The 25,737-nt window shown below is 69.6% G+C and carries 22 protein-coding genes; 17 read left to right on the top strand and 5 right to left on the bottom strand.

The annotated features are described in order from the left end of the window. The first annotated feature begins 154 nt into the window (after positions 1-154). The 6 genes from CLV63_RS17260 (at position 155) to CLV63_RS17235 (ending at position 6,960) form a co-directional block, all read left to right on the top strand. Positions 155-667 (top strand): DUF6879 family protein, encoded by a 513-nt coding sequence (locus CLV63_RS17260; protein WP_106584166.1) that lies wholly within the window; start codon positions 155-157, stop codon positions 665-667. 7 nt (positions 668-674) lie between these two features. Beyond that, positions 675-1,523, top strand: a complete 849-nt coding sequence (locus CLV63_RS17255; protein ID WP_106584165.1) for a helix-turn-helix domain-containing protein — start codon at positions 675-677, stop codon at positions 1,521-1,523. 139 nt (positions 1,524-1,662) lie between these two features. Continuing rightward, a complete protein-coding gene (fxlM, locus tag CLV63_RS17250) occupies positions 1,663-2,913 on the top strand; it encodes a methyltransferase, FxLD system (RefSeq protein ID WP_106584164.1) in 1,251 nt (416 codons plus the stop codon). After that, positions 2,913-3,056, top strand: coding sequence for an FxLD family lanthipeptide (locus tag CLV63_RS17245; protein WP_106584163.1), 144 nt, complete (start codon positions 2,913-2,915; stop codon positions 3,054-3,056). The genes fxlM (CLV63_RS17250) and CLV63_RS17245 overlap by 1 nt, the downstream gene beginning before the upstream one ends. A gap of 185 nt (positions 3,057-3,241) precedes the next feature. After that, complete coding sequence (locus tag CLV63_RS17240; protein ID WP_245928879.1) at positions 3,242-5,884, top strand: lantibiotic dehydratase; 2,643 nt, start codon at positions 3,242-3,244, stop codon at positions 5,882-5,884. Next, positions 5,881-6,960 carry a lanthionine synthetase C family protein gene (locus tag CLV63_RS17235; RefSeq protein WP_106584161.1) on the top strand — a complete coding sequence of 360 codons (1,080 nt, stop codon included), beginning with the start codon at positions 5,881-5,883 and terminating at the stop codon, positions 6,958-6,960. Before CLV63_RS17240 ends, CLV63_RS17235 begins: the two co-directional genes overlap by 4 nt. 56 nt (positions 6,961-7,016) lie before the next feature. On the opposite strand, the gene CLV63_RS17230 is transcribed toward CLV63_RS17235, so the two are convergent. Then, a complete protein-coding gene (locus CLV63_RS17230; protein WP_106584160.1) occupies positions 7,017-8,216 on the bottom strand; it encodes an IS110 family transposase in 1,200 nt (399 codons plus the stop codon). 242 nt (positions 8,217-8,458) lie between these two features. Here CLV63_RS17230 and CLV63_RS17225 point away from each other — a divergent pair, with 242 nt between their 5' ends. The 4 genes from CLV63_RS17225 to fxlM (CLV63_RS17210) all read left to right on the top strand — a co-directional run bounded on the left by CLV63_RS17225 (position 8,459) and on the right by fxlM (CLV63_RS17210) (position 13,646). After that, on the top strand, positions 8,459-9,307 hold the full coding sequence (locus CLV63_RS17225; protein ID WP_106584159.1) for a thiopeptide-type bacteriocin biosynthesis protein: 849 nt from the start codon (positions 8,459-8,461) through the stop codon (positions 9,305-9,307). Between the two features lie 186 nt (positions 9,308-9,493). Beyond that, positions 9,494-10,045, top strand: a complete 552-nt coding sequence (locus CLV63_RS17220; RefSeq protein ID WP_106584158.1) for a hypothetical protein — start codon at positions 9,494-9,496, stop codon at positions 10,043-10,045. Between the two features lie 372 nt (positions 10,046-10,417). Beyond that, a complete protein-coding gene (locus CLV63_RS17215; protein WP_106584157.1) occupies positions 10,418-12,334 on the top strand; it encodes an ABC transporter ATP-binding protein in 1,917 nt (638 codons plus the stop codon). A gap of 64 nt (positions 12,335-12,398) precedes the next feature. Further along, entirely contained in the window at positions 12,399-13,646 is a 1,248-nt protein-coding gene (gene fxlM, locus CLV63_RS17210; protein WP_245928878.1) for a methyltransferase, FxLD system, read from the top strand. A 269-nt stretch (positions 13,647-13,915) separates the two neighbouring features. Here fxlM (CLV63_RS17210) and CLV63_RS17205 read toward each other — a convergent pair whose 3' ends face one another. After that, on the bottom strand, positions 13,916-14,200 hold the full coding sequence (locus CLV63_RS17205; protein WP_106584155.1) for a DUF6087 family protein: 285 nt from the start codon (positions 14,198-14,200) through the stop codon (positions 13,916-13,918). 210 nt (positions 14,201-14,410) lie between these two features. Here CLV63_RS17205 and CLV63_RS17200 point away from each other — a divergent pair, with 210 nt between their 5' ends. The 5 genes from CLV63_RS17200 (at position 14,411) to CLV63_RS17175 (ending at position 20,834) form a co-directional block, all read left to right on the top strand. Beyond that, the gene (locus tag CLV63_RS17200; RefSeq protein ID WP_106584154.1) at positions 14,411-15,226 is read left to right on the top strand and encodes a protein phosphatase 2C domain-containing protein; all 816 of its coding nucleotides are present in this window, start codon (positions 14,411-14,413) and stop codon (positions 15,224-15,226) included. 931 nt (positions 15,227-16,157) lie between these two features. Then, positions 16,158-17,579, top strand: coding sequence for an ATP phosphoribosyltransferase regulatory subunit (locus tag CLV63_RS17190; protein WP_170134247.1), 1,422 nt, complete (start codon positions 16,158-16,160; stop codon positions 17,577-17,579). Beyond that, a complete protein-coding gene (hisS, locus tag CLV63_RS17185) occupies positions 17,542-18,822 on the top strand; it encodes a histidine--tRNA ligase (protein ID WP_106584151.1) in 1,281 nt (426 codons plus the stop codon). The genes CLV63_RS17190 and hisS overlap by 38 nt, the downstream gene beginning before the upstream one ends. A 14-nt stretch (positions 18,823-18,836) precedes the next feature. Beyond that, positions 18,837-19,889, top strand: coding sequence for a polyprenyl synthetase family protein (locus CLV63_RS17180; RefSeq protein WP_170134246.1), 1,053 nt, complete (start codon positions 18,837-18,839; stop codon positions 19,887-19,889). 150 nt (positions 19,890-20,039) lie between these two features. After that, the gene (locus CLV63_RS17175) at positions 20,040-20,834 is read left to right on the top strand and encodes an FkbM family methyltransferase (RefSeq protein WP_106584149.1); all 795 of its coding nucleotides are present in this window, start codon (positions 20,040-20,042) and stop codon (positions 20,832-20,834) included. A 264-nt stretch (positions 20,835-21,098) separates the two neighbouring features. On the opposite strand, the gene CLV63_RS33230 is transcribed toward CLV63_RS17175, so the two are convergent. The 3 genes from CLV63_RS33230 to CLV63_RS17160 form a co-directional block, all read right to left on the bottom strand. Next, the gene (locus CLV63_RS33230; protein ID WP_146165587.1) at positions 21,099-22,154 is read right to left on the bottom strand and encodes a glycosyltransferase family 4 protein; all 1,056 of its coding nucleotides are present in this window, start codon (positions 22,152-22,154) and stop codon (positions 21,099-21,101) included. Positions 22,155-22,590: 436 nt separating this feature from the next. Further along, on the bottom strand, positions 22,591-22,806 hold the full coding sequence (locus CLV63_RS17165; protein ID WP_106584147.1) for a DUF397 domain-containing protein: 216 nt from the start codon (positions 22,804-22,806) through the stop codon (positions 22,591-22,593). Further along, the gene (locus CLV63_RS17160) at positions 22,803-23,651 is read right to left on the bottom strand and encodes a helix-turn-helix domain-containing protein (protein WP_245928877.1); all 849 of its coding nucleotides are present in this window, start codon (positions 23,649-23,651) and stop codon (positions 22,803-22,805) included. Before CLV63_RS17160 ends, CLV63_RS17165 begins: the two co-directional genes overlap by 4 nt. 349 nt (positions 23,652-24,000) lie before the next feature. On the opposite strand from CLV63_RS17160, the gene CLV63_RS17155 reads away from it, so the two are divergent. Both CLV63_RS17155 and CLV63_RS17150 read left to right on the top strand, forming a co-directional pair. Then, positions 24,001-24,615 (top strand): ATP-binding protein, encoded by a 615-nt coding sequence (locus CLV63_RS17155; protein WP_106584146.1) that lies wholly within the window; start codon positions 24,001-24,003, stop codon positions 24,613-24,615. Between the two features lie 202 nt (positions 24,616-24,817). After that, positions 24,818-25,735 carry an aminotransferase class III-fold pyridoxal phosphate-dependent enzyme gene (locus tag CLV63_RS17150; RefSeq protein WP_170134245.1) on the top strand — a complete coding sequence of 306 codons (918 nt, stop codon included), beginning with the start codon at positions 24,818-24,820 and terminating at the stop codon, positions 25,733-25,735. Positions 25,736-25,737 lie beyond the last annotated feature (2 nt).

Genomic DNA, 25,737 nt, shown 5'->3' with positions numbered 1-25,737 from the left:
AGGACCAACCGCAATACCTGGATGGTGCAGGGCGAGCGGCGCGAGGACCCCCAGGTCAGGGCGCAGCTTCGAGCACCGAAGGAGACCGAGGGTGCCGTGGAGATCCCCGACGACCTCGCGGACCTGTTCGCCCGCATGTACGCCAAGGAGCACTATGGAGTTGATCTCGGCAGAGCGGCGGAACGAGCTGATTCTCAGCTCCCGCACACGCCTCAAGCTGGAACTGAGGGACCGCTACGCAGTTGATTCGACCCTGTTCGACGCCTGGCGGCGCGGCGACGCCGGCACCGTCAGGGAACTCACGGCGCCTGCCGCGACGAGGGTGGCCGCCCAGGTCGCCGACGGGGTGAGCGTGCGGCGGATCAAGGTCCTGTCCGAGCCGCCGTCGGACTACATGAGGCACATGCTCGACGTGAGCGGGGTCTTGGTGGAGGCGGGGGAGGATATCCGTTGGCTTCCGCGCCGCCTTGCCTCGAATGTGCTGCTGCCCGCCAACGACTTCAATGTCCTGGACGGCACGAGCGTGGTCTTCAACGTGCTGGATGGCGATGACTCCCCGGCCGAGCAGCAGCTCTGGACCTCCATGGAGGTCGTGAATAGGTGTGTCTCGGCGTTCGAGGACGCCTGGGAATTCGCGATCCCGCACCGCGACTACCTGTCCACCTAGTCCCCGAATGACAGGTTCATCGGCTGAGGCCGCCCGGCAGGAGTTCGCCGGGCGGCTCCGTGAACTACGCAAAGACGCCGGATTGACCGGCCGCGGGCTTGCCACCGCGACCGGGCTGCGACCGGCGAAGATCTCCCGGATCGAGCACGGACGGCAGAATCCCACCGAAGACGACATCCGGACGTGGGCGAAAGCCTGCACTGCGGCCCCGCAGATCCCCGAACTGATCGCCGCGCACCGCGAAGTCGAGCAGTTGTGGACCGAGCACCGCCGCAATCTGCGCGCAGGGATGGTGCACGTCCAAGGGCGTGGCACCGATGTCTACACGCAGACCCGTCTCCTGCGGGTGTATGAGTCGAATGTGATCCCCGGGATCGTGCAGACCCTCGGCTATGCGACGGCCGGGCTGGCGACCGTCGCCTATGTTCACGGTCGGCCGGCCCACGAGGTCGAGCCGGCGGCACGGGCGAAACTGGAGATGCAGCGGCTGCTCACCGCGCCGACCGGGGCGAACACCTACTCTTTCGTGATCGAGGCCGGAGCGCTGGACCACGGCGTCGGCGGCCCCGCAGTGATGAACGGCCAGTTCGACTTCCTGATCGAGGTGACGAGGATGCCGCACGTTGCGTTCGGGATCATCCCGCCGCTTGCCGCGCGGCACATCCGGCCGGGCGAAGGCTTCTACATCTTCGATGAGGGCCTGGTGCGCAGCGAGACCTGGACCGGGCTGATGAGGACCCGGCGCCAGGATCAGATCGCGTTCTACGTGAAGATCTTCGGGATGCTGCGGGGCATGGCCGTCTACGGGGCGCCCGCCCGGGACTTGATCGAGGACGCCAGGAATCGGCTTCGCTGAAATCTCGTGAAACTTTCTGGCCCTCGCGCCTCACCATCGGCCAATCTCGGGTGACGGCGGACCCTGCCCGGTGACGGACGGCGTCACTCATCGCGGTGTCCGTTCGCAATGCCGGTTTTTTCGAGAGGACGACACCTGTATGCGCGTTGACGTTGTGGGCGGTAGCGAGCGCCTTCGTCACGAGATGGTCGATCGGTTGGCCGCTGAGCAAAAGGCGAAGGGCTTGGCGCTGCGGCCCGACGTCGAGGCGGCGCTCAGGAGCGTTCCCCGGGACCTGTTCGCCCCGGGAATCCCGCTGGAACAGGCGTATGCGAACGCTGCGATCCCCACGAAGCGGCGCGGCCAGGAGACCATCAGCTCGGTCTCGGACCCTTTCCTGATCGCGGAGATGCTCGGCCAGGCGGCGGAGGCGCTCGGCGACATGGCGGGCCGGCACGTGCTGGAGATCGGTAGCGGTGGCTACAACGCTGCGCTCCTGCGCGAACTCGTCGGCCCGTCGGGATCGGTCACGACCGTCGATATCGACCCCGAAGTGACCGACCGCGGCGAAGCGTGCCTTGACCGAGCCGGCTATGGCGATGTCACCGTGGTGTGCGCCGACGCCGAGCACCCGATCGCACCGGGGCGTCAATACGACTTGATCGTGGTCACGGCCGGCGCGTGGGATGTCCCGCCGGCCTGGCGCGACCAGCTCACCGACGACGGCGTGCTGGTGGTGCCGGTGCGCACGTTCGGGTTGACCCGGTCGTGGGCGCTGCGACGCCGGGGGAGCCGACTAGTGAGCGAGAGCCACCGCCAGTGCGGGTTCGTCTCCATCCAGGGCTCTGGAGCCCGCGCGATGCGCTACGTCGACATTGCCGACGGTGTCCACCTGCGGCTGGACGAGGGCCAGCAGGTCGATGCCACCGTTGTCGCCGAACGCCTGATGGAACCCCGCGAAGAGGCGTGGGCCGGGATGAGCCTGGCTCCCCGAACCGTCCTGTCCGACCTGGACCTGTGGCTGGCCGCCCGCCTTGCGCGCGAGGCGACGGAGTTCGTGGTGCTGTCGGCGCAGGCGGAGGCCGTCGAGTCCGGCACCGTCGCGCCGGCGTGGCGGTTTGGCACCCCGGCCGCGGTCCACGACGGCGCCTTCGCCTACCGGTCGAAGCTGCGGTGGGCCGACCGGCGTTTGGATCTGGGTGCCTACGCCCACGGCCCGCAGGCCAAAGCGGCGGCCGGACAGATGGTCGAGCACATGCGCGCATGGGTGGACGCGGGCTGCCCCTCCCCGGTTCTGCACGTCCTTCCCGCGCAGACCCCCGACGGCGAGTTGCCGGAGGGGACTGTAGTGGACAAGCGGCACACCCGCCTTGTCCTGGCCTTCACCTCCGATGAGAAGGGAACCCCCTGATGGACCCCAAAGAAAAGGAATACGAGCTGAACCTGCGCCTGGTCGACGTCGGGCCCGCTGCCGGTGGTTTCGCCACGAGTACCGACGACGGCTGCGGGTCGGGAAACACCGGCTCGGACGCCTGCACCGGCGACGGCAGCTAGGGGCCTGCGCACCCGATCGGGCCCGGCCGCCCCAAGGCCGGGCCTTCACCGGTCTGTCCGCCCCGAATGTGGAGCCAGCGATGTACCACGCGGCGGATGCGGCGTTGATCAGGGCCGCTTCCTACCCCCGGGACCTGACGCTTCCCGCATGGCCCGACCTGACCGTGGACCGGACCGAGGAGTGGATGACATGGCTCGATGAAGCGTGGGCGCTGCCGGGATTCGCCGCCGCCCTCGGGCACGCCGCCCCGCCCTTGGCCGCCCAGATCACGCGCGCACTCGCCGGTGGGCAGATGAAGGCACGCAGGCGACGACGCCTGGTGGAGGCCACGGTCCGCTACCTGCTGCGGTGGACGACCCGCGCGACCCCCTTCGGCAGGTTCGCCGGGGTTGCGCCGGTCGAATTCGGCCCCCGCGCGGTCGTTCGCTGGGAGGATCGCCACCAGGAGGTCGCCCGCCCGGATGAGGGTGCGATCAGCGAATGCGCGATGGTGGCCGAGCGGGACCCGGCGACGCTGCGCACCGTCGCGGTAGCGACGAACGCACTGGGATACGCACGCGGCGCAACGTGGGTCCTGCCGTGCGCCCGGGTCCAGGACGGACGGGTCTGCGATGTCGAGATCGACCTGACCGAACCGATTCGGGTCGCACTCGGAGCGGCCGACGCTGCGATCCCGTTCACGGAGCTGGCGGCGGCGGTGGCCGCGGAATCGGCCCTCGACCACGCAGCGGCCGAGAAGCTGCTGGCCGCACTGGTGGACGCGGGTGTGCTGCTGTCGGCGATCCGGCCACCGATGACCGCCACCGGCCCGGCCGCCTACCTCGCCCGCCACATCGACCCACCCGCCCCCGAGGACGAGGCCGCGATCGACCAGCGGATCGACTGCTCGGTCACCGTGCCACCCGCCGTGCTCCACGAGGCCCAGGACGCCGCAGGCGCACTCGTCGCCCTCGCGCCGCATCTGCCCGGATGGTCGGACTACCACCGCGCGTTCATCGAGCGGTGGGGGCCGGGCGCGGCCGTGCCCCTGCGCGAGGTCCTCACCGTCCTGGGATACCCGGGCGGCTACCGGGGCGCGACCCGCCGTGCTCAGTCCACTTTCACCGACCGCGACGCCCGGCTCGCCGCGCTCGCCCAGCAGGCTGTCCTTGAGGGCTGCACCGAAGTGGTCCTCGATGACGCGCTGATCGCCTCGCTGCGCGGCGACGATGAGCGGCCGCCGATCCCGCATACCGAACTGAGGTTCACCCTCGCCGCCGCAACGCCCCGCGACCTCGATCGAGGCGCGTTCACGCTGACGGTGGTGAGCGGGGCCCGCCACGCAGGCGTGGCGGCCGCCCGGTTCCTGCACCTGCTCACCCCTGACGAACTGGACCGGTTCCGCCGCGTCTACGGTGGCCTGCCGACCGCCCTGCCCGACGCGGACACCGTGCAGGTGTCCGGGCCTCCGCTAAATGCCCGGCTGGCCACCGTTGCCCGCACCCCCGAACTCCTGCCCATCCTGCCTGTCGGCGACCTGCACCCCGATCCCGCGGTGACGGTGAAGGACTTGGCGGTGACCGGTGACGGCCGCCGGCTCTGGCTGATATCGCTGGCCACCGGACGCCCGGTCGAACCGCTGCTGTTCAACTGCGTGTCCCTGCCCGACTCCCAGCAGCCGCTCATCCGGTTCCTCACCGAGATCTGGACCGCCTGGACGGCGCCCTGCGCACGGTTCGACTGGGGGCACGCCCAGGCGCTGCCGTTCCTGCCCCGGATCCGGCGGGGCCGCTCCATCCTGCACCCGGCCCGCTGGAGGATTCCCCAGTCAGCGCTGCCCGCCCGCACCGCGCCGTGGCGGCAGTGGCTGGACGTCTGGCAGCGACGCCGCCAACGCCTCCGGATCCCACGCGCGGTGCTGATCGGCGACGACGACGTTAGGCTGCGTCTCGACCTGGACGAGAACGCCCATCTCGCAGTGCTGCGCAGCCACCTCGACCGGCACAGCGGCGCCGTCCTCACCGAAGCCCCTGGGATGCCCGGCTGGATCGATGCCAGACCGGCCGAGCTCCTGCTCACCCTCGCCCGCACCCCACCGCGCCACCAACCGCCCACCCGCAAGGTGCGCCCCGCGGGCTCGGTCCAGCACCTCCCCGGCCGTTCCCCGTGGCTGGACGCCCGCTTCTACGGCCACACTGAGCAGATCCTCGCCTGCCTGGACCGCATCCCCGACCTCCCTGCGGGGTGGTGGTTCCTGCGCTACCCCGATCCCGAACCGCACCTGCGGCTACGGATTCCCCTGCATGGCACCGCCCCGTTCGCCGACACAGCCCGCGACCTCGCCGGGGGTGCGGAACGGCTGGCGGACGAGGGCCTGCTGGCCGACTACACACTGGCCACCTACCGGCCCGAGGCCCGCTACGGCACCGGGCCAACCCTCGCTGCGGCCGAGCAGGTGTTCGCCGCCGACTCCCGCTTCGTCCTCCGGCGCCTGGCCGGGGATCGGCAGGTCGCAACGGCCGCCGCAATGATCGCCATCGCGCACGCCTTCACCGGCGACGGAGCGCGCTGGCTCTCCGACCACGTGCCCCACCGCAGTGGGCCCCGCCTGGAGCCCGCTCAGGCGACCCAAGCCTGCCACCCCTGCGGAGACGAGGTACTGGCCTCGGCGCTGACCGCCTACCGCGCCCTCGCCGAACACGACGGTCTGGACATCGACCAACTCCTGGCCGATCTCTTGCATCTGCACCACGCCCGCATGATCGGCGTCGACACCGCGTCCGAACGGCACTGCCTGCGTCTGGCCCGCGCCGCCGCCCGAACCGGCCTGATGGGCAGGGCGTCATGACGGCAGGGCAGTGCCTCGCCGAGGGAGCAGCGGGGATCGCGCTCCTCCATATGGAAACCGGCAACACCGGTGCGGTGTTCGCGATGCTGGAACAGGCCGTCGCCGGCGGCGTCAGCACCGCCGAGGGCGCCGGCCTCTACTACGGCGCTCCCGCCCTCTCCTTCGTCCTCGGCACGTGTGATCAGCCGGGACTCGCCAAGGCGAAGGCCACCGCCGCCGCGGGGACCGCAACGGTGACGCGCCGCCGCCTGGACGCCGCCCACCGCCGCATCGACCAGCGCCACCGACCGTCCTACGCCGAATACGACCTCATTAGCGGGCTCACCGGACTCGGCGTCGTCCTGCGCCGCACCGGTGATCCCGACCTGCTCGGCGACGTGCTGACCTACCTGGTCCGCCTCACCGAACCCCTCGGCGCACTGCCCGGCTGGTGGTGCCGGCACGGCCCCGGACGCGACCGGCCCGCCGCGGCCGGAGGCCACGGCAACCACGGCATCGCCCACGGCATCACCGGCCCGCTCGCCCTTTTGGCGCTCACGCACCTCGACGGCATCCGGGTCGAGGGCCACGCCGAAGCGATCATCCGGATCCTGCGCTGGTTGGACGACTGGCAGCGCCATACCGGCGACGGCGCCCCATGGTGGCCACAGACCCTCACCACTACCGAACTCGACCGCGCCGAGTCCGCCCAGCCCGGTCCGCTGCGGCCGTCCTGGTGCTACGGAACCCCGGGCATCGCCCGCGTCCAGCAGCTCGCCGGCCGCTCCCTCGGCGACACCGCCCGCCGACGCACCGCCGAGAACGCGTTCTCCGGCTGCGTGAACGACCCCGCGCAACGGGCCCGGCTCATCGACCCCGGTCTGTGCCACGGAACCGCGGGACTTCTGGCGACCGGGCGACGCATGGCCGCAGACGCCCTCACACCCATGGCGTTCCCGTCGCTGGCGAGCCTGCACCAGCGCACCGCCCCCGTCAGCGACGGCGGTCCCGCGGGCTTGCTCACCGGCGCGGCGGGCGCCGCGCTGGCCGCCGCCGGGACCGAGACCTCGTGGGACGCCTGCCTTCTGCTCTGCTGACCGAAAGGATTCCCAATGAGGTTGTCAACCCGGAGCGGTGACGGACCGTGAACGGTTCAGGCGACCGCGGCCAGCTTCGCAGGAGGAACCGCCGCGTAGGGCCGCTCCTCGCGCAGCATCGCCCAGAGCACATTCACCCGGCGACGGGCCAACGCGAGCACGGCTTGGACATGGCGTTTCCCCTCGGCCCGCTTGCGCTCGTAGAACGCCTTCGAGGCCGGGCAACAACGGATGCTGACCTGCGCGGACATGTAGAACACCCGCAGCAGACGACGGCTGTAGTGCTTGGGCCGGCGCAAGTTGCCGCTGATCCTGCCCGAATCCCGAGGCACGGGTGCGACCCCCGCGACGCCGGCCAGCCGGTCCGCACTGCCGAACGCGGCCATGTCACCGCCGGTGGCGGCGATGAACTCCGCACCCAGCAGGGTGCCGATGCCGGGCAGGCTTGTGATCACCCCAGCGTGTCGGTGCTCGCGAAACCGGCCCTCGATGGCCGCGTCGGCCTCGGCGAGTTCGGCGTCGAGGGCGATCACCTCCTTGGCCAGGCGCTCGACCACCGCGGCGGCGGCTTTCTCGCCCCTCACGGTGGTGCGCTGGGCCTGGGCGGCCTCGATCGCGGCCTCAGCGACGTGAGCGGCGTTGCGGACCTTACGCGAACGCAACCAGGTTTCCAGGCGGTCCCTGCCCATCCTGCGCAGTGCGCGGGGGGTCCGGTAGCCGGTCAACAGCACCAGAGCCGCCTTGGAGGCGCTGTAGTCGAAGGCGCGTTCCAGGGCGGGGAAGTAGCCCAGGAGCTGGTCGCGCAGCCGGTTGATGGCCCGGGTGCGGTCACAGGCCAGGTCGGTGCGCCGGGCGGTGAGGATGCGCAGGTCCGCGGCGATCTCGTCGAAGGACGCGATCGGGTGCAGGTCGCGGCGCATCCTCGCCTGGTCGGCGATGACGAAGGCGTCCTTGGCATCGGTCTTGCCGTCGCCCCGGTAGGCCCCGGAGGCGTGGTGCACGGTCCGGCCCGGGATGTAGACGAGGTCCTGGCCGTGGTCGAGCAGCACGGTGATGAGCAGGGCGCCGCCCCCGCTGTTGAGGTCGATCGCCCACCGTGCGCCCTCGCCCAGGGTGTTGACCTCGGCGATCAGATCGAGGATCTCGCCCTCGTCATTGGCGACCTTCTTCGACAGCAGCCGCTTGCCGTCGGTGTCGATCACCGTGCAGTGGTGGTGGGTCTTGCCCGCGTCCACACCGGCCCAGAGCTGGGGCATCGGCTCCTCCGTCGTCATAGTCCACATGGGAGTCCCAGACGACGACCGCACCGTCGTGTCCCTACACAGCGATCTGTTCGCGTATCCCAATCAGCGGTCGGGTCGTCGTGGAGCGCCAGGCGGCCAATCCTTTCCAGCCACCCAGGTGACAACACCATGACAGCCATACCTGGCGCTCCTGGGGTTCTCCCGACCCTACGGACGGTCAGGAACGAACTCCCAAGAGAAAGGTAGGGACCACCATGCGCACACCCTGGACACAGGTGAACATCACCTATCCCGGCTTCGACCGGCAGCAGCGGGAGCACCACGCCGTCGACCACCTTGCCCGTGCCTTCGCCACCGCTGACGCCGAGCGCCTGGTCGCCTCCTGGTTCTTCATCCGCAAGGGGCCCTGGCGGATCCGCTACCGGATCGCCGACGGCGCCGACCACGATCCGACCACGGGCGCTGACCCCCTATTCCCCTTGCTTACCGACGGCTTCGACTGGCACGGCGACATCTACGAACCAGAGGTCCACGCCTTCGGCGGGACTGCGGGTATGGACGCCGCGCACGCCCTGTTCCACCACGACAGCCGCCACCTGATCGCCTTCCTCAGCAACGACGCCACCGACGATCGCCGGGAACGATCACTCGTCCTGTGCACAGCGCTCATGCGGGCGGCAGGACTGGACTTCAACGAACAGGGCGACGTCTGGGCCAAGGTCGCCGAACAGCGCCCTGATCCGACCGGCACAAGCCCCGACCCACCGGTGTGGAGAACCTTCACCGGCGACATCCGCCATCTCCTCCTCGGCGAGGCCCGTGCCGACCTCATCGGCGACGAATGGCTCGCCGCGTTCAAAGGAGCCGGCGAAACACTCCGATCCCTACGCGAAGGCGGCCTGCTCGATCGGGGGATCCGCGCGATCATCGCACTGCACGTCATCTTCCACTGGAACCGGCTGGGGCTGCCGGCGGCTACACAAGCCCGACTCGCGCGGGCAGCGAAAGAAGCCGTCTTCGACACCGCCTCGACCGATCGCGCGAAACTCCCGGCTCAGGCGATCACGCGACGCCTCACCGAAAGCGCCGCATCACCCCTCTAGTCTGCGGCGTCCCGGAGTCGGCACTGATCTGCGGCGACCCCAGCCTCGCCTCCCGGATCGAGCACACAAGGAAAGGTAGGTAACAACGTGGATGACGTCCTTCCGCGTTCGAACATCGCGAAACTCGTCCCCAGCGACCAATCGGCGCTTCCCGACGGCCGGTCAACGATCGATGTGCTTCACGCAATGGTCACCGAATGGGCGGGTATCAGCGGCGGCAGGATCTCAGCCGCACGCGAGGGACGGAAATGGGTTCGGCTCTCCGACGACCCGTGGACCATCGGGGACCGGCGATCCCCCGGAAGCGCATCCGACGTCGCCGCCGTGTTCAACCACGCCAACGCCCGGGCCCGGGCGAGCGGATACCGCAAGGACATCATCGGCAACGCCCCGGACGGCTCCTACATGTGCGCGGTCACACGGCTGGACGACGCCCCCGCGGTCCTGCTCGCGATCCTCGACCGCCAACTCAGCGGTGCCGACGAGATCGCGACGTGGTACATGGCGAGCGTGTGCGCCCCCCGCCACTGCCTCTACCACGCACCGGATGCGGACCTGCGGAATCCGCGGACCCCCACCCCGCCGGGGCCGGTCCAATGGCCCCGGATCCCGGCCCCGCAGTGGCTGCCCGGAACCGGTGCGGTCGAGGAGACCGACGCCATCCGGGCGATGACGCAGGACGGCAGCCCGACACGGCACACCGGTCTGGTCCGGCCGCCAACACCGCCATTCCTGTGAGCCCACAAGACGATTTCGCGGGCCCACGGCTCGACCGCGCACACGCGCCCAACAGCACACCCGACAGGGGTCGCACCGGCGGAGACCACATCCGGTACTGATCCGCCATGGCCGAATCCCGGCTCCACCGCCTCTGACCGCGGTCGGCGCCGCGCACCGCCCGGGGTGTCGTCCCCGGACCGAATGGCAGATGGTGATCGAACGCCTGTCCGATACCCGGGTTGCGCCGAAAGCGGCTGGCGCGTCCCGGGGGCGGCCGGTCATCGTGGCAGTCCTGCCCTCCACCTTTCTCCTGATGGGAGTCACATGCGCCTGCCCCGCAGGAAGCGAAAACCCGCCCCGCGCCCACCCGACCCCGCCCCCAATGAGCAGATGGCGGCGTCGAAGTACGCGCCCTACCTCGACGAACTCGCCGCGACGTCGATCTGGCACATGTCGACCCGGCTGCCCCGCCTGATCGGCCTCGCCTGGACCTGGGCATGGCGGGCCGACCGCACGGACACCGCCGCGACCATCGGCCTGAACTTGGCTGCCGGGGTGTTCACCGCGGTGGGCCTGTTCGCCGTCACCGGGGTCCTGGAGCCGCTGTTCACCGGCGGACCGACGCCGGAGCGCGTCCGGGCGGCGCTGCCCTCTCTGGCGCTGGTCGCCGGCGCCTACGCCGCGCGGGCGCTGCTCCAGGCCGGGGCGGGGTGGGCCCAGGCCCGGCTGCGCCCCCAGGTCGAGCGCCTCACCGAACTGCACCTGTTCGACCTCACCAGCCGGATCGGGCTAGAAGCTTTCGACGACTCCGAGTTCAACGACACGATGTACCGGGCGCGCGACCGCGGCCAGTACGAGGCGGCCCAGGTCATCACCTCCGCGGTCGACGTCCTCACCAGCATGGTCAGCATCACCGCCGCCGCCGGAGTGCTGGCCGTGCTGCACCCGGTCCTGCTGCCCCTGCTGGCGCTCACCGTGATCCCCGACGGGTGGGCCGCGGCCCGGGCCGCGCGCATGCGCTATGAGCGGATCCGCGACCTCACCCCGGGCCGGCGCCGCAAGTGGGCCCTGGGCGACATGCTCGCCTCCCGCGATTCGGCCGCCGAGCTGCGGGCGTTCACCATGCGCGGTTTCCTCATCGACGAGTACACCCGCATCTCCGACATCGAACGCGCGGCGATGCTCGCGGTAGCGCGCCGCCAGACGGTGATCCGCCTGCTCGGAGAAGGGGCCGGAGGCGTGGCCACCGCCGTGACGTATGCGGCGCTGGGGGCCCTGCTGGTCGCCGGTGCGATGCCGCTGGCGGTGGCGGGGACCGCGGTCTTCGCGATCCGCACCGCGCAGTCCTCGCTGTCGACCCTGCTGTTCTCCCTGTCGGCGACCTATGAGTCCGGACTGTACTTCTCCGACTTCCTGGAGTTCTCGCGCCGGGCCGCGCAACGGCTGCCCGACGCCCCGACGGCGCGGGAGACCGCACGGCTCGCCGCGGTGCGGGCCCGCGGTGTGGTGTTCGCCTACCCGGGCGAGCAGACCCCCGCCCTCGACGGCGTCGACATCGACATCACCCGGGGCGAGGTGGTGGCGCTGGTGGGGGAGAACGGGTCCGGCAAGTCGACCCTGGCCCGGCTCATCGCCGGGCTCTACACCCCGCAGTCCGGGTCGATCACCTGGAACGGGACCGACATCGCCGGGATGGACCCCGACGCGCTGCGCGGCCGCATCGGACTGATCAACCAGGAGTACACCCAGTGGCCCCTCTCAGCCCAGCGCAACATCACCATGTCCGCCGAAGCCGACGGCACCCGCCTGGAAGAGGCGGCCCGGCTCAGCGGCGCCGACGAGGTCGTTACCGGCCTCGCCTATGGGTGGGACACCATGCTGGACAAGCGCTTCGTCGACGGAGCGGACCTGTCCGGCGGCCAATGGCAGCGCATCGCCTCGGCGCGCGGCCTGTACCGCGACGCCGATCTGCTGATCGCGGATGAGCCCACCTCCGCCTTGGACGCGCGTGCGGAGAAGCGGTTGTTCGAGAGCCTGCACGCGCACGCCCAGGGGCGCACGGTCCTGCTGATCACCCACCGGCTCGCCTCGGTGCGCATGGCCGACCGGATCTACGTACTGGAGAAGGGCCGCGTCGTCGAGCACGGCGACCACGAGAACCTGATGGCGTGCGGGGGGCTGTACGCCGAACTGTTCCGCATGCAGGCCCAGGCCTACGAAGAGGGCGCGCCCCTGACACACGACACCGGATCGGACACCGCGGTGAGCAGTCCGTTGGCGGAAAAGACGCCGGGCCTCACCCATTGACCCCTGACCGCGGTCCTGTCCAGCGAGCCCCGCACCGATCGACCATCACGAGAGGGACCCCGTCGTGCCCGAGAATCCCGCCGCACCCGCCCAGCACGCGAGCGCGGCCCAGCTGCGCACCGCCCTGGCCGACCAGCTCCGCGACGGCGGCCACACCCGCACACCGGCTGTCGAGGAGGCCCTGCACACCGTGGCCCGCCACCTCTTCCTCCCGGACACCGGTCTTGAGGACGCCTACGCCAACGACACGGTCGCGATCAAGCACGCCGCGGACGGTACCGCGCTCAGCTGCGCCTCCCAGCCCAGCATCGTCGCCCTCCAGTTGGAGCAGCTTGAGGCCCGCCCCGCCCAGCGCATCCTCGAACTCGGCGCGGGCACCGGCTACAACGCCGCCCTCCTCGGCCGCCTCGTGGGCGATCGAGGACAGGTGATCACGGTCGACGTCGACGACGAACTCCTCGCCGGCGCCCGCGCCCGCCTTGCCGAAACCGGCGTCGCCAACGTCGAGACCATCCTGGGCGACGGCGCCCTGGGGCACCCGCCCGGCGCCCCCTACGACCGCATCATCGCCACGGTCGGCGCCCACCACCTGCCTGTGGCCTGGCTGGAGCAGCTGGCACCCGGCGGGCGGCTCGTGGCCCCCGTCCGCATCGCCGGAGACGCCCACCGCTCCATCGCCTTCGAGGCCGAGGGCGAGCACTGGCGCGGGGTCGACAGCCGGATGTGCACCTTCATGCCGCTACGCAACAGCATCGGCGACGACCCGCGCAGGCGACTGGACATCACCGGCCACAACACCGTGCACCTGCACATCAACCAGGACCAGCGCATCGAGAACGCCCAGGTCCGCGGCGTGCTGGAGGAACCCGCGGCGACGGTATGGACCGGCGTGGAGTTCGGCACCGGGCAGTCCTTCGAGCCGATGTGGATGTGGCTCGCCCTGAGCCTCGACAACCCGGTGTCCCGCATGCCCGTCCAGCGCCGGGCCGTCGAGGAGGGCCTGGTCGCCCCGGGCTTGCGGTGGGGCGACATGGCCGGTGTGCCGACCAGCGGCCGAGGGCTGGCCTACATGACGACGCGCCCGGCACCCGGGGCCCCGGGCCGCGAGGTCGGGGTGATCGGCCACGCGCAGGCCGGCCACGCCCTGGCCGAGGAGATGGCCGCGCTCATCCAGCAGTGGCAGCGCCGTCGGGACCAGGAGATCACCTTCGCGCTCTACCCCGCCACCGCCCAAGTCCCGGCCGCGGCGCCGGGCCGCTTCGTGCTGGAGCGCGGCGCCCACCGCCTCATCGTGTCCTGGGCAACACCGTGACCGGGCGCGCCGACCCGCCGACGACCTGCCTCGCCCGCGGGTCGAATGCGCCGTCCGGGCGAGCAGGCACCGGCCGCGCCCGCCGCACTCAGCAACGGCCCCACGGCACGGCACAGGCGAAGCGCGTGGGGACGACTCCCCGTCCCGGGCCGCGGGAGGGGACGAACCCGTCATCGCGCGGGCACCTCGCCTCGCCGCGCGTCGGGTCGGAGACCGCCTCCAGCCCCCGCACACCCGATGCGCACGAACCAGCGTCGGGCGGTGGGGGTTCACGGGGAGCCGGCGGGCCGCCGCTCATCGGCCCACCGCTGGGCCGTCGCCATGTCGGGTGCGGTCCCGGCGGGGACGTAGGTGAAACCGTCCCACTCCTCCAGCACACGCGGTTCCTCAGGCCGGGCATGGCCCGGCCCGCCGTGCAGGGGCCGGCGGCGGCGGTAGATGTCCAGCACGGGGCGGCGGCGCTTGGTGAAGGCGGACAGCGGGTCGTCCGGGTCGATGCGCGGCACGGCGCGCGAGGGCTGGTTCGGGGGCCCGGGCCGACGGTGCTTTCCCATACGACTCATGGTCTCAGGCCGCCTGCGGAGTCGCCTATGCAGCGCTGCCCTTCGCCCGGCTGTCTCCGAAGGTCGCCACGCCCCGGCGCGCGGCCACGCCAGTATCGTGCCGACCCGTATGGGCCGACGGGGAGGCCTCGCGACCCCAAGTCTTGAGCACCGCGCCCGAACCACCACTGACGATGACCGCCGACCCTGTGGAGCCCGTTCATGCCGTTCACCCTCGCCACCGAACCCGGCGATCCCGAGTGCCCCAACGAGGACTTCGCCGCCGCCGGCGCCGACTGCGCGGTCCTCCTGGACGGCGCGACCGCCCAACCCTGGGAGCAGGACGGGTGCGTCCACGGCGTGGCGTGGGTGACCCGCCGCCTGGGCGGAGCCCTCCTCGCCCACATCACCCCCCAGGTCGCACTCCGCGACGCGCTCGCCGCGGCCATCACCGACACCGCGCGCCTGCACGCCGAGGCATGCGACCTGAGCCGCCAGCAGTCGCCCTCGGCCACGGTCGTCGCCATCCGCCTCACCGCAACCGAGCTCGACTACCTTGTGCTGGCCGACTCGGTCCTGGCCGTCGAAGCGCACACCGGCCCTGCCCGGATCATCACCGATACCCGGCTTGACGACCTGCGTGCACGCCTGGAGCACCGGCCGCCCCCCAACGACTCCGGGGGCTGCGTCGAACAGGACCGGGCACGGCACAAGGCGCTGCGCGATCACCGCAACACCACGGGAGGGTTCTGGACGGCCGGCGCCGACCCGCGCGCGGCCGAGGAGGCCCTCACCGGGGCGATCCCGCTTTCGGAGATCGCGGCCGCCACGCTGCTCACCGATGGGGCGACCCGCCTGGTCGAGGTGTTCAAGCAGACGACCTGGCAGGCGACCTTGGAAACCCTGCACGCCCACGGCCCCCGTACCGTCATCGAGCAGGTCCGCGACGCCGAGAAGCAGGATCCGGACCAGCAGGCCTACCCCCGCGGCAAGGCGTGCGACGACGCGACCATTCTGCGATGGACCCCCGACAAATGAGGACACGCCCGTTGGTCCCGGGGTGTCCCTGCCGGGACGCCGGCGGGGACACCTATGGCCCGCGCCCGCTCACCCGCCGCTATCGAATGGAGTTGCGTCTCCCGCTGGTGTAAGCGGCTACTGCCCGCAGTTCATCGTCTGGTCGTTCTCGAACATGATCGTGCAGCGCTTCGGCTCGTGGTCCCATAGCCAGTAGACGACCTCGGGATCCCCTCACGCCCGCGAGGTAGAAGGCTCGGTCGTGTCCGTGGCCCACGACCGGTTGGGGAGGGGGTGCAGCGTTCAGCGCGCGGGACAGCAGTTCCTTGGCGACGGATTCACGCTTGCCGCCTGCGACGGGGCCCTGCGCCCGGTTGAGTACCGGGCGCCTCAGTGCAGTAGCCCGGGTGGTGCTCCCATGGGCGATTGCGCCGCTGCCATCCGCTACGGCTTCGGTGCGACCGGGTCGAAGGGGTGGGTCGCGTCCAGCCGCGCCACTCGCGTGGAGTGAGGCGCCGTTCTCCGACCCTGTATTTGTTAATTCCTGTGCACGGCGGCCGGAATCGGTCAGGTTGCTCTCTAAGTGGAGCGGCCAGATCTCCGGTTCAATTCGGCCCGGATCCCTCGACAATTCGCTTGCGCCTGGCGGGATTCCAGTCTCTCAGCCCTGTGTCCAGGTCTTTCTCTTCACATGGGCGCATGTAGGTTCCAGTCCGATTCGAATCAACGCTCTTCGCGGCCTCGATAAGCTCTGACCGGTCAAGAACGCTTCGGCCCGTTACGGCTGTAGTGTGCCTCGGTATCAAAATGCATGGAATCGCCCGGCCGACCACTTCCATGCACGCGTACCGAAATGCATGCTGCTCCTGGCCTGCGAGTCCTGTGCGGCGGGCCGCGGCGCACGCCGGTGCCCGCCGCCTGTTGGCGGCTCGTCCCCCAAGGAATGGAAACGATGAACTACAGTGAACACGCCCTGGATCGGACGAACCGGCTGACCACACCCTTGGCAGGAATGCCCGATGCGTTCGGGGTGGAGGTGCGCAAGAGACGGTACGTTCAAGCGGTGCTCTCCGCCCTGGCGCATCGTTTCGGATACGAGCAGATCGACATACCGCTCATCGAGCGGGCCACGTCCTTCTCCGAGGAGGTCGTGGGCCGCTCTCCCTGGCCGGAGTGGAATGAACGAGGGTGCTTCTATGTCGAGGTGCCCGACTACGCGAACTCCTATAACACCAAGCCCGAAACGACCTCGGCGCTCCTGGTTCCCGAAGGGACGGTCTCGGTCACCCGATGGTTGGGATCGCAGCTCATCGCGGACCCGGGCTTCGTCTTCCCAGTAAAGCTGTTCTACGTCACCCCGTGCTTTCGCAACGAACTCGTGGACCAGCTCAGTGAAGGCAAGCGGCGTCAGTTCACCCAGTTCGGACTTGAGGTGCTCGGCGCCGAGGCCGGCAACGCCGACGTCGAGGCAATCCACCTGATCGCGGAAAGCCTGCGCGAGTTCGGCGTCGCAGCCGACGCAATCCGGGTCCGTGTCGGAGACGTCACGGTGTTCAACCGGCTCGTCGAGTTGAGCGGACTCAGCGCAGAGGGCGCCATCTCGGTGAAGGAGTCCTTGGACGGCATTGCCGAATGCAAAGCCGGTAAGGACGCCCTGCGGTGGCCGGCACTCATCGATGACATCGCGCGCGTGCTGGAAAAGGAGGAGACTCCCCGGCCTTGGGCCGCTGTATGGCACGAACTGGCGGCAGCGGGGGACTCCGCGGCGGTCGTGCAGCGCCTCGACGACCCGGTCGCCACCGAGCGCCTCACCGAGTTGCGTGAGCTAGCCCGCGTGCTCGCGGCACTCGGCGTCCGTGTCGATCTCGATGTGTGCGTTGTCCGCTCCCACGAGTACTACACGGGCATCGCGTTCGAGATCGACGTCATCAGCGCTGATCGCACCCACGTCGAAGTCGGCGGCGGCGGGCGCTATGACCGGCTTGTCGGCCACTTTGCCCCCCGCGGGGCGCGACATCGGATCCCCTCGACCGGATTCGCGTTCGGCCTGGAACGGCTGATCCCCGTGCTGGAGTCCCAGGGCCTATTGGACCCCGATCGCTCCTGTGCTCCTCGGGGGGTCAGTCTGTGCACCGCTTCGGCCGAGCGATTGCTGATCGGCCGCCCCGACCCGGCCGGATACCTTAAAGTAGCCGGTGCCGCGGCCCCGGCCCGCGCAGAGGGCGTGCGTGTCGACACCTACTTGGGCGACCCCAGTCCCGAGCGCTGGCGCGAATACGCCTCGGCCCGCGGCATCCCGCATACCGAACCGCTGCTCGACGTCGAGGACCCAACTGGTGAAGACCGATGCAACCCCGCCCCGGGGCACCCGTGACCTGCTGCCCGATGAGGTGGCCGCACGTGACCACGTGAGCTCCACGGTCGCCGACATCTACCACCGCTTCGGATACCAGCGCATCGAAACGCCGTGCGTGGAGGATCTTGAACGCCTCACCGGCGGACAAGGCGGTGAGAACGCCAAGCTCATCTTCGCGATCATGAAGCGCGGCCTCACCGACCCCCTCGCCGGGGAGACGGCGCTCAAGGACATCGCCGACCTCGGCCTGCGGTTCGACCTCACCGTTCCGCTCACCCGCTACTACGCCCACAACCACGCCAACCTGCCGATGCCCTTCCGCGCCTTCCAACTGGGCCCGGTCTGGCGCGCCGAACGTCCCCAGCAGGGCAGGTACCGGCAGTTCCACCAGTGCGACATCGACATCATCGGCATGCCCGGCGTCCTGGCCGAGATCGAACTGATCGAAGCCACCTCCCAGGCACTGCACGCGGTCGGCCTGTCCGGCACCACCGTGCGCCTGTCCGACCGCCGCATCCTCTCCGCCCTCGCCCACCACGCACGACTGCCCGAGCAGTCCTGGGACGGGTTCTTCATCAGCCTGGACAAGCTCGACAAGATCGGCTGGGACGGAGTCGGCCGCGAACTCGTCGACAAGCGCGGCCTCGCACCAGAAGCCGTCGCCCAAGCGCTGGAGACCGTGCAGGGCCTGCACGCGGTAGAAGCCGACAAGAGCATCGACGCGCTCGGCACCGCACTCCCCGAACTCCCCGACAGCGTCCTGAACGACCTGGCGAGCACGACCGGCGCGCTCGGCGACATCGGCGGCCTCTCCTGGGTCTTCGATCCCACCCTGGCGCGCGGCATGGGCTACTACACCGGACAGGTCTTCGAAGTCGAGCACCCCGACTCTCCCGGCTCGCTGGCCGGCGGCGGCCGCTATGACCGCCTCGTCGGCCGCTCCCTGGGCAAAGACGTGCCTGCCTGCGGCTTCTCGCTCGGCTTCGAGCGGATCGTCAACCTGTTGGGGACCCGGCGCCGCGAAGCCGTGGCCGTGCTCCTTGACGCCGAGGTGAGCGAGTCCCGCGCTCTCCACCTGATGCGCGCGCTGCGCGCCGAGGGCCGCACCGCCGCGTCCGTCCCCCGCAGCGGCAAGTTCGCCGCCCAGCTCGCCCGGTTGGAGGCCTGGGGCTACACCTCGTTCATGCACCTGCGCGCCGACGACACCACCCCTTCTTCCCGGCCTGAGGAACGCCCACTGGGCTCACCGCCCCAGACGTGAGACAAGGACGGCCCGTGCTCTCCGACGCTTTCGACCGCCTCTCGCCCGTACTCCGCCAGCGCTACCGGGAACTCCTGGAACGCGAATTCACGGACAGCCCGGAACTGTCCGACCTCCATCGGCTCTACATCGACTACGCGCTTCGCGACGCCCACCTGCCCCGCCCGGTCCTGGCCTATGTCGGATACCACGCCGACTCGGCCACCGTGGACTTCAGCGACGCCGACACCATCGCCGAGGGTCTGCTGATCGCGCAACTGCTGCGCGATGTCCTCGCCATCCACGACGACATCGTCGACGAGGACCTGGAGAAGTTCGGCGCCGCACCGCTGCCCGTCGCCTTCTCCGGAGGCGAGCGGCTGACCCAGCACGGGAAGAACCTCGCGCTGTACTACGCCGACTACCTCGTGGGCGTCATGCTGCGCGTCGCCGCCCGCCTGCCCGCCGCAGCCCGGGTCTCCGCGCTCATCGCTGAGATCCTCCACACCAACCAGCGCGGTCAACTCGCCGAACTCCTCGCCGAGACGCGGCCACTGACCGCAACCAGCGTGGACGACCTGCTGCTCATCGGCGAGCGCAAGGCCGCCTACTACTGCTACGTGTTCCCCTTCCGGCTGGGCGCTCTCCTCGCCGGCCACGACGAACGCCACATCGATCCCGCCGCTGCGGTCCTGACACGGATCGGCACGGCCTCGCAAGTGATCGACGACCTCACCGGCGCCTTTCCCGGCCTCATCGACCACGACAAGGACACCCTGGGCGAGATCGCCAACCTGCGGCGCACGGTGCCCCTGGTCCTGCTCGCCCAGTCCACCCGCGATGCCCAGGTGCGACACCTGTTGGAATCGCCTCCGCCGCTGGGCGGGCAGGACGCGCATCGGCTCCGCAGCGCTCTGTGGAATTCCACCGTGCCAGCCGAGGCCGTCCGCCTGTGCGACGGACTGATCGCTGACATCACCCCGCGGTTGAACGGCCTTGCGCTCGGTGCGCCCGCCACTCAGTACCTCAACGACCTCGTCGAGCACCGCCTGATCGGAAGCGTCGATCGGCTGCGCGCCGGCAAGTAAACGCACCATCGGCGACCGAGCCCCGCGGGCCGCCCCCTGGTCACGCGCGCCGTTCTACCTGCACGGCCAGGCCCAATTGGCGCCATCACGCTACAGCTGCACTAACGCCCCTCACCGGGCCACGCGACCAGCGACGGAACGAGTTTGCCAATGGAACGCCAACAGGCCCCCTGGGGCGACACCATCTGGTTCGACCCCGCCGATATCAGTCTCGACCCGCCGTTCCTGACCACCGGGGTGAGCTGGCCGCACGAACTCCACGCGCTGAAGCGCATGGTCTCCCCCGGCGACCGGGTCATCGACGTTGGAGCGAGCCTGGGGTACCTCACCTGCCACCTCGCGCACCTCTCCGGTCCGGCCGGGTCGGTGCACGCCGTTGAACCCAACACGGCCATGGCAGAGCTGCTCGCCCGCAACGTCACCGCGAACCAGCATGCCAACGTCACCATCGCCCCTCTCGCCTTCGGAGACCGCGAAGGCCATGCCGATCTCTGGCTGAGCCGCACCAACCTCGGACGCCACTCGCTGTACCGTGCGAACGTACCCAACCCTGCACACACCGAGCGGGTTCCGGTGGTCACGGCCGACAGCTACTGGCGCCACCAGATGGCGGGGGCTCCTGTGGGTCTCCTCAAGCTCGACGCCGAGGGCGCAGAGCACCGCATCCTCCAATCGGCCCCCGAACTGCTTGCAGCGACGCGCCACGTGTGGATGGAGTTCTGGCCGGAGGGGATTGCCGCATCCGGCGACGACCCGTACTCGGCACTCACCCTGCTCCAAGACGTCGGCTTCCGACTGACCCGATACGACCTTGTGACCGGCGCGTCGGAGAACGTAGGACAGGTCACCGAATTGAGGGCGGTCGTCCACGACTTGGCGCAATGGGTTGAAGAAGACGGTCAAGGATTGTCACCGATCCTCTACATTCATGCGGAACGATCCTGACTGCCGTTGGCGTACGAATGATCGACCGAGCTTGGCCGGGCCATTATGATAGCGAAAGCCAGCGTCGTCACCAGGACAAGTTCGCACAACATCCAGGTCGGCTTCATAGGCGAGGATAGTGGTTCAATGAGCCCTAGTTGACGAGAAAGTAGGTCAGATCGCACTCTTATGCCAGTCCTTGAGGGTGATCTTTCCGATGGGATTATCGATATTCCTATGCTGGCCGATGCAGTTCCCGTAATTAATTTTCGGGCCGCTACTGACCTATATTGAATTCCACTCGGTTGCTGCGGATTTCGCGTCCTTATAGATTCTGGCGTGCGCGTCCAGCAACTCCCGATGCTCTCTTTCCCGGTAAGCCTGCCAGCCGGTGTGGTCGAACGGGTCATTCCGTTCGACGGCTATTGCGCGGCGCAGCAGTCCGGCATACTCACCAGGGCTGGCCAGCGCAGAGGCGCGTGCCCACACCACAGGCGTGGTCTCGTCACCAGTGTCGGTGAGTTGAGCGCGAACTGTCGCGGCATCGGGGGCCACTGCCGCGAGCCCCAGATCGCGCGCCAGCTCCAACTGTCCGGAGTGCGTGATGTGGCGATAGGGAAGCGCGAGCACTGATCCCTGGGCGCACCACGTGGCCAACTCATCCGGCGCCACCATGGTGTCGGTGACCGCGACCGTGCAATCCGGCTCCTCACGCACGGCGGTCTGGAGTTCAGTCAGCAGAGCCCTATTGCGTGCCACATCAGCAGGGCCGACGGAGCGCAGCAGCAGCCGAAGCGGTGGTCGCTGAACTGGGTCCAGGGTTCGCCAGGCCCGCACGAGCGCCCCGAAATCCCGATTGGGCCGCAACGCTCCGAACGCGAGGATCCCGGGCGCGTTGTTCGCAGACCCCGCTGGGCGCCCGGCACTACCGTGCGGAAGACAGCACAGGCTTCTTGGTTGATCGGCCGTGCGGTTGATCCGCTCGACGGCGGCCGTGGTGAGCGTAATGACCGTATGCGCCAACCGCATGGCAAGACGCATCTTCTGCTGAAACGCCTTGCCGTCTGCCTCGATATTGGGTGCTAGGTCATGGGCGGTAAACACCAGTCCCTTGCACTGGGCCCTCAATCGTGCAGACAAGAGCCGCACCTGTTCGATCGAGGCCAGTTCCACGGTGTGCAGGTGCAGCACATCGAAGAACCGCCAATCATCTAGTTTCAGCAGTTGGTCGATCGTGAATGGCGCGCTGCCCGGTGCGGTGACGGGTGAGTACAGATGGGAATGGAGTTTGTGAACGTAGGCGATATGACTGGGGATATGCAAGACGCGAATCCGGGTCACCGGGCAGTCCCGTTAGGAGATGATTTCGGGGGCGCGCTCGATTCAGCGCATTCGGTTCTCGATTGGCCAGGTGGTAGCGGTGAAGAACACGGCATGGTGGGAATGCGCCCAACTCCTTCCGGCGAGACGGAGAAGATCCAGATCGCTATCGCTAACACAGATCGCACTCTGAGCAGGTCGGGGGCGGTTCGGGCCATCGGTGTCGTACACGATCGAAGAGACCGCCCAACACGGTGATCCCATGGTGGGGCAGTCCATGCCCGGTCCCGATCCGCCCCGTCGTGAGGTCATGTGTAGTAGACCATCTGAAGCGCCCTAGGTCTCCAGGCCGGTACACGCGAGACCCCTTCACCCCGGGACCGGTACGGCGACAGATGGGGCCCGCACGATCGGCACGGAAGCGGGAAGATCTGCGGTGAGTCCCGGGGCCGGAGGACTAGCGGGGGTGGTGGAACTCGCCCTTGCCGGCACTGTTGAGGAAGCACTCCCACTCGCGGGGGGTGAAACTCAGGTGCCCGGCCTCAGGCTTCGTCGAATCGCGCACCAGGACCCCGGCCGTGGTGTGGGCGACCTCGACGCAGTCTCTCCCGCCGCTTGTGCTGTAGCTGCTCTTGTACCAGGCGGGCGTGTCTTCGATGGTCGGGCGCGTCATCTCATGTCTTTCAGTGCGGAGGCGATCAGTTCGACCGATTTCGACTCGGACAGGGCCAATGCCTCCAGTCTGGCGTATCGGTCGATCAGTCGCTCCGCGTCGGTGGTCTCCAGGTACAGGCTGCCCGCAGGGCCGTCGGCGTAGGCGATCTCGGGGAAGGGGTCGGCCATCTTGATGAGGATGTACCCGCCATCGGGGCTGGGGTGCGCCCCGGCCGTATAGGGCAGAACCCGGACGTCGACGTTGGGCCGCTCCCTCTCCGCCAGCAGATGCGACAACTGGTCGCGCATGACCGCGGCGCCGCCGACCGGGATGCGGAGCGCGGACTCGTCGAGCACCGTCAGCAGAGAGGCGGACTCGTCGCCGTGGAGGACTTCCTGGCGCTTGAGCCGCATGGCGACCCAGTCGCTGATCTGCTTGTCAGTGGCGTCGTGCTCGACCGCGCGGATCCACGCTTCGGCGTAGCCGGCGGTCTGCAACAGGCCGTTCACGCGCATCACGTCGAACGATCTGATGCGCTCGGCGCGGCTCTCCAGCCACATGTAGTCGGCGATCCCGCTGGAGAGGTCCTTGGTGATGGGTTCCCACCAGCCGGTCTGGGCCACGTCCTCGGTCAGGCGGATCAGGATCTCGCGGGTCGGCGGGTCGCTGATCCCGTAGAGGTCCATCAGCGCCAGGACATCACCGCGCCGGATCGGTAGGGAGCCCGCTTCGAACCGGGAGAGCTGGGAGGCGTCGCGCTGGAGATACTCCGCGGCTTCTTTCAGCGTCAGCGCGTTGGTGTCGCGCTGGTCCTTGAGGATCTTGCCGAGCCACTGCGCTCGCAGTGTCACCTTGCGCGCCATACCGACCCTCCACGAAGTAGCATGAGCAAATTTGCAAATGTCTATTGAAGATGTCTATGCCATGTGTGAATCTAGCAGGGCGTGAGGGGATCCTCACCAGCAGCCGGTGTCGGCGGCGACGCAGCCGCCGGAGAAATGCCGCCCGGAGCGTGATGAGTTGGCGCTCCGAGAACGCTCCGGGCGGCGCGACCGAAGGAGTTCCGATGCACGGAAACCCACACGGCACGTCCTGTATACAGCACCACCCCGGCCTCCTCGCCAACGGCGAGCCGGGCGGGCGCACGCTGCACGCCCGCGACGCCTCATACGCCGAAGTCCCGCGGAGCGAAACGGCCCCGGGGACAGCGCCATGACCGGCCCGACCGGCGACGCCCATCACCGCGGGCGGTGCCGGCGCTGGAACCACCTGAGCGAAGGGGATGTGGTCGAAGCGCGACGCCTGGTCACCGCGACCGGGAGAACCCTCGGGCTCGGCGACGAGGAGCTCGGCTGGGCCGAACTGATGGCGAGCGAACTCGTCACCAATGCCCTCGTGCACGCCCTTGGTATCGGCGTGGAGGTCGAGGTGTGGCACTGCCCGCTGGGATGCGTCGTTACCGAGGTCCGCGACGGCGTGGCAGCACGCCCCATCCTGCCCGCACACCGCGGCGCCGATCTGGACGCCGAGAGCGGCCGCGGTCTCGCCATGGTCACCGGCTTCTCCGATGGTCTCTGCGGAGCTGCGCCGTCGCACGTGCCCGGAACCCGCAAGACCGTGTGGTTCGCGCTGCCGCTGGCCGATGGCGCTGGGCCTGTCTCGGTGCGCGTCCTGTCATCGCTGATCCAGATCCGCAACACCCGCCAGCACGGCCCGTCCAGCCACACCGCTGCGTCCAACACACGGGTACCAGTGCTGGATCTGCGAGCGGGGCGTGTGCCCGACGACCGCGGCGCCGTGACCCGGGCCCAGCGCGCGACCGCCTGAAAGTCCACGCCCGCACGTGCGTTCCACGCTGCGGGTCGTGGACCCTCCCAGCGGTCGAGGCCCCACGGGGCGTGCAGCCATCTCCCGCCGGGACCCCACCGATTAGAACGACGCCTGCTGAAGGACCACACCATGCCCGCACCCTCCGGAGGCCGCCCCCGTGCGACGGCGCCCGCCCCGCCAACCGGCCGAGTGCCCCCCGGTGATCACCGCCGGGTCAGGCCCCTACCTCACCACTCTCGACGGGCGGCGCGTCCTCGACGCCACGGCCGGCGCCACCGCGGCGACCGGGGACCGGGTGCTGCTGGGCTACGACTGGAACCCGGCCAGCTCACTGCGCCGGGCACCGCTGCTGCCGGTCCTGCCACCGGCCTGGGAGCGGCCGGCCGAGCGCCAACTCGCCGACGACCTCGCAGCGCTGCTGGGTTGGGAGTACGCGGTCCCGGCCGCCAGCGGCCCGGTCGCCTCAGCCGTGCTGTACGAGGTCGCCGTGCGCGGCTGGTGGGCCACAGGGTGGTCGCCGGACGGCGTCGTCGAGGTCGACCTGGCCGAGTTGAGCTGTGCCGAGTACGCCGGGGCCGACGAACCGGGCGTGTGGGAGGTGCTCGATCGCATCGAGCGCAGCATCACCGCCTCCCGTGACGGCTACGTGGTCAACACGGTCGTCGTGCGGGCCGCGGCGGTGACGCCCGTGCCGGTGCGGGCGATGCGGACGTTGCGCAGACTCGCCACCGACGCCGGCCTGATCCTCGGGTGGGACGAGACGAAGGTGGGCCTCGGCCGCAGCGGCGCACCTGCACTGCTGTCCTCACTGCCGGTAGACGTACGTCCGGATGTCGCAGCGATCGGCGACAGCCTCGCCGCTGGGCACGGGGAACTGGGTGCGGTGCTCTGCGACCAGCGGCTCTTGAGCCGGTGCCGGTTTCGCGCGCACGACTTCGGCGACATCCACCCGCTGGCGGCGGCGATCGGAACCGAGACCCTACCCGGAATCATCCGCGCTATGGCCACGGCCACTGAGCGCGGGGATTACCTGCGGCGCGCGGTTGCTGAGCGCCTCGGTCAGCACGCCGTCGTCACGGCGTGCGGGCTGGAGGTCTGCGTCTACCCCGAGGTATAGCG

Source organism: Murinocardiopsis flavida, from assembly GCF_003014485.1.
Lineage (GTDB): Bacteria > Actinomycetota > Actinomycetes > Streptosporangiales > Streptosporangiaceae > Murinocardiopsis > Murinocardiopsis flavida.
The sequence above is the reverse complement of the archived record's forward strand: the minus strand, read 5'-3'. Positions and strand labels throughout refer to the sequence as shown.

What these genes read in the sequence shown, in the direction of transcription:
- CLV63_RS17240 (WP_245928879.1), top strand. Translation starts at nt 3,242, where the DNA reads ATGACATGGCTCGATGAAGCGTGGGCGCTGCCGGGATTCGCCGCCGCC.
- CLV63_RS17165 (WP_106584147.1), bottom strand. Translation starts at nt 22,806, where the DNA reads ATGACGCGCCCGACCATCGAAGACACGCCCGCCTGGTACAAGAGCAGC.
- CLV63_RS17230 (WP_106584160.1), bottom strand. Translation starts at nt 8,216, where the DNA reads ATGCCCCAGCTCTGGGCCGGTGTGGACGCGGGCAAGACCCACCACCAC.
- CLV63_RS17235 (WP_106584161.1), top strand. Translation starts at nt 5,881, where the DNA reads ATGACGGCAGGGCAGTGCCTCGCCGAGGGAGCAGCGGGGATCGCGCTC.
- CLV63_RS17215 (WP_106584157.1), top strand. Translation starts at nt 10,418, where the DNA reads ATGGCGGCGTCGAAGTACGCGCCCTACCTCGACGAACTCGCCGCGACG.
- CLV63_RS17205 (WP_106584155.1), bottom strand. Translation starts at nt 14,200, where the DNA reads ATGGGAAAGCACCGTCGGCCCGGGCCCCCGAACCAGCCCTCGCGCGCC.
- CLV63_RS17260 (WP_106584166.1), top strand. Translation starts at nt 155, where the DNA reads ATGGAGTTGATCTCGGCAGAGCGGCGGAACGAGCTGATTCTCAGCTCC.
- CLV63_RS17225 (WP_106584159.1), top strand. Translation starts at nt 8,459, where the DNA reads ATGCGCACACCCTGGACACAGGTGAACATCACCTATCCCGGCTTCGAC.
- CLV63_RS17220 (WP_106584158.1), top strand. Translation starts at nt 9,494, where the DNA reads ATGGTCACCGAATGGGCGGGTATCAGCGGCGGCAGGATCTCAGCCGCA.
- CLV63_RS17200 (WP_106584154.1), top strand. Translation starts at nt 14,411, where the DNA reads ATGCCGTTCACCCTCGCCACCGAACCCGGCGATCCCGAGTGCCCCAAC.
- fxlM (WP_106584164.1), top strand. Translation starts at nt 1,663, where the DNA reads ATGCGCGTTGACGTTGTGGGCGGTAGCGAGCGCCTTCGTCACGAGATG.
- CLV63_RS17255 (WP_106584165.1), top strand. Translation starts at nt 675, where the DNA reads ATGACAGGTTCATCGGCTGAGGCCGCCCGGCAGGAGTTCGCCGGGCGG.
- CLV63_RS17190 (WP_170134247.1), top strand. Translation starts at nt 16,158, where the DNA reads ATGAACTACAGTGAACACGCCCTGGATCGGACGAACCGGCTGACCACA.
- CLV63_RS17160 (WP_245928877.1), bottom strand. Translation starts at nt 23,651, where the DNA reads ATGGCGCGCAAGGTGACACTGCGAGCGCAGTGGCTCGGCAAGATCCTC.
- CLV63_RS17155 (WP_106584146.1), top strand. Translation starts at nt 24,001, where the DNA reads ATGACCGGCCCGACCGGCGACGCCCATCACCGCGGGCGGTGCCGGCGC.
- CLV63_RS17245 (WP_106584163.1), top strand. Translation starts at nt 2,913, where the DNA reads ATGGACCCCAAAGAAAAGGAATACGAGCTGAACCTGCGCCTGGTCGAC.
- CLV63_RS17175 (WP_106584149.1), top strand. Translation starts at nt 20,040, where the DNA reads ATGGAACGCCAACAGGCCCCCTGGGGCGACACCATCTGGTTCGACCCC.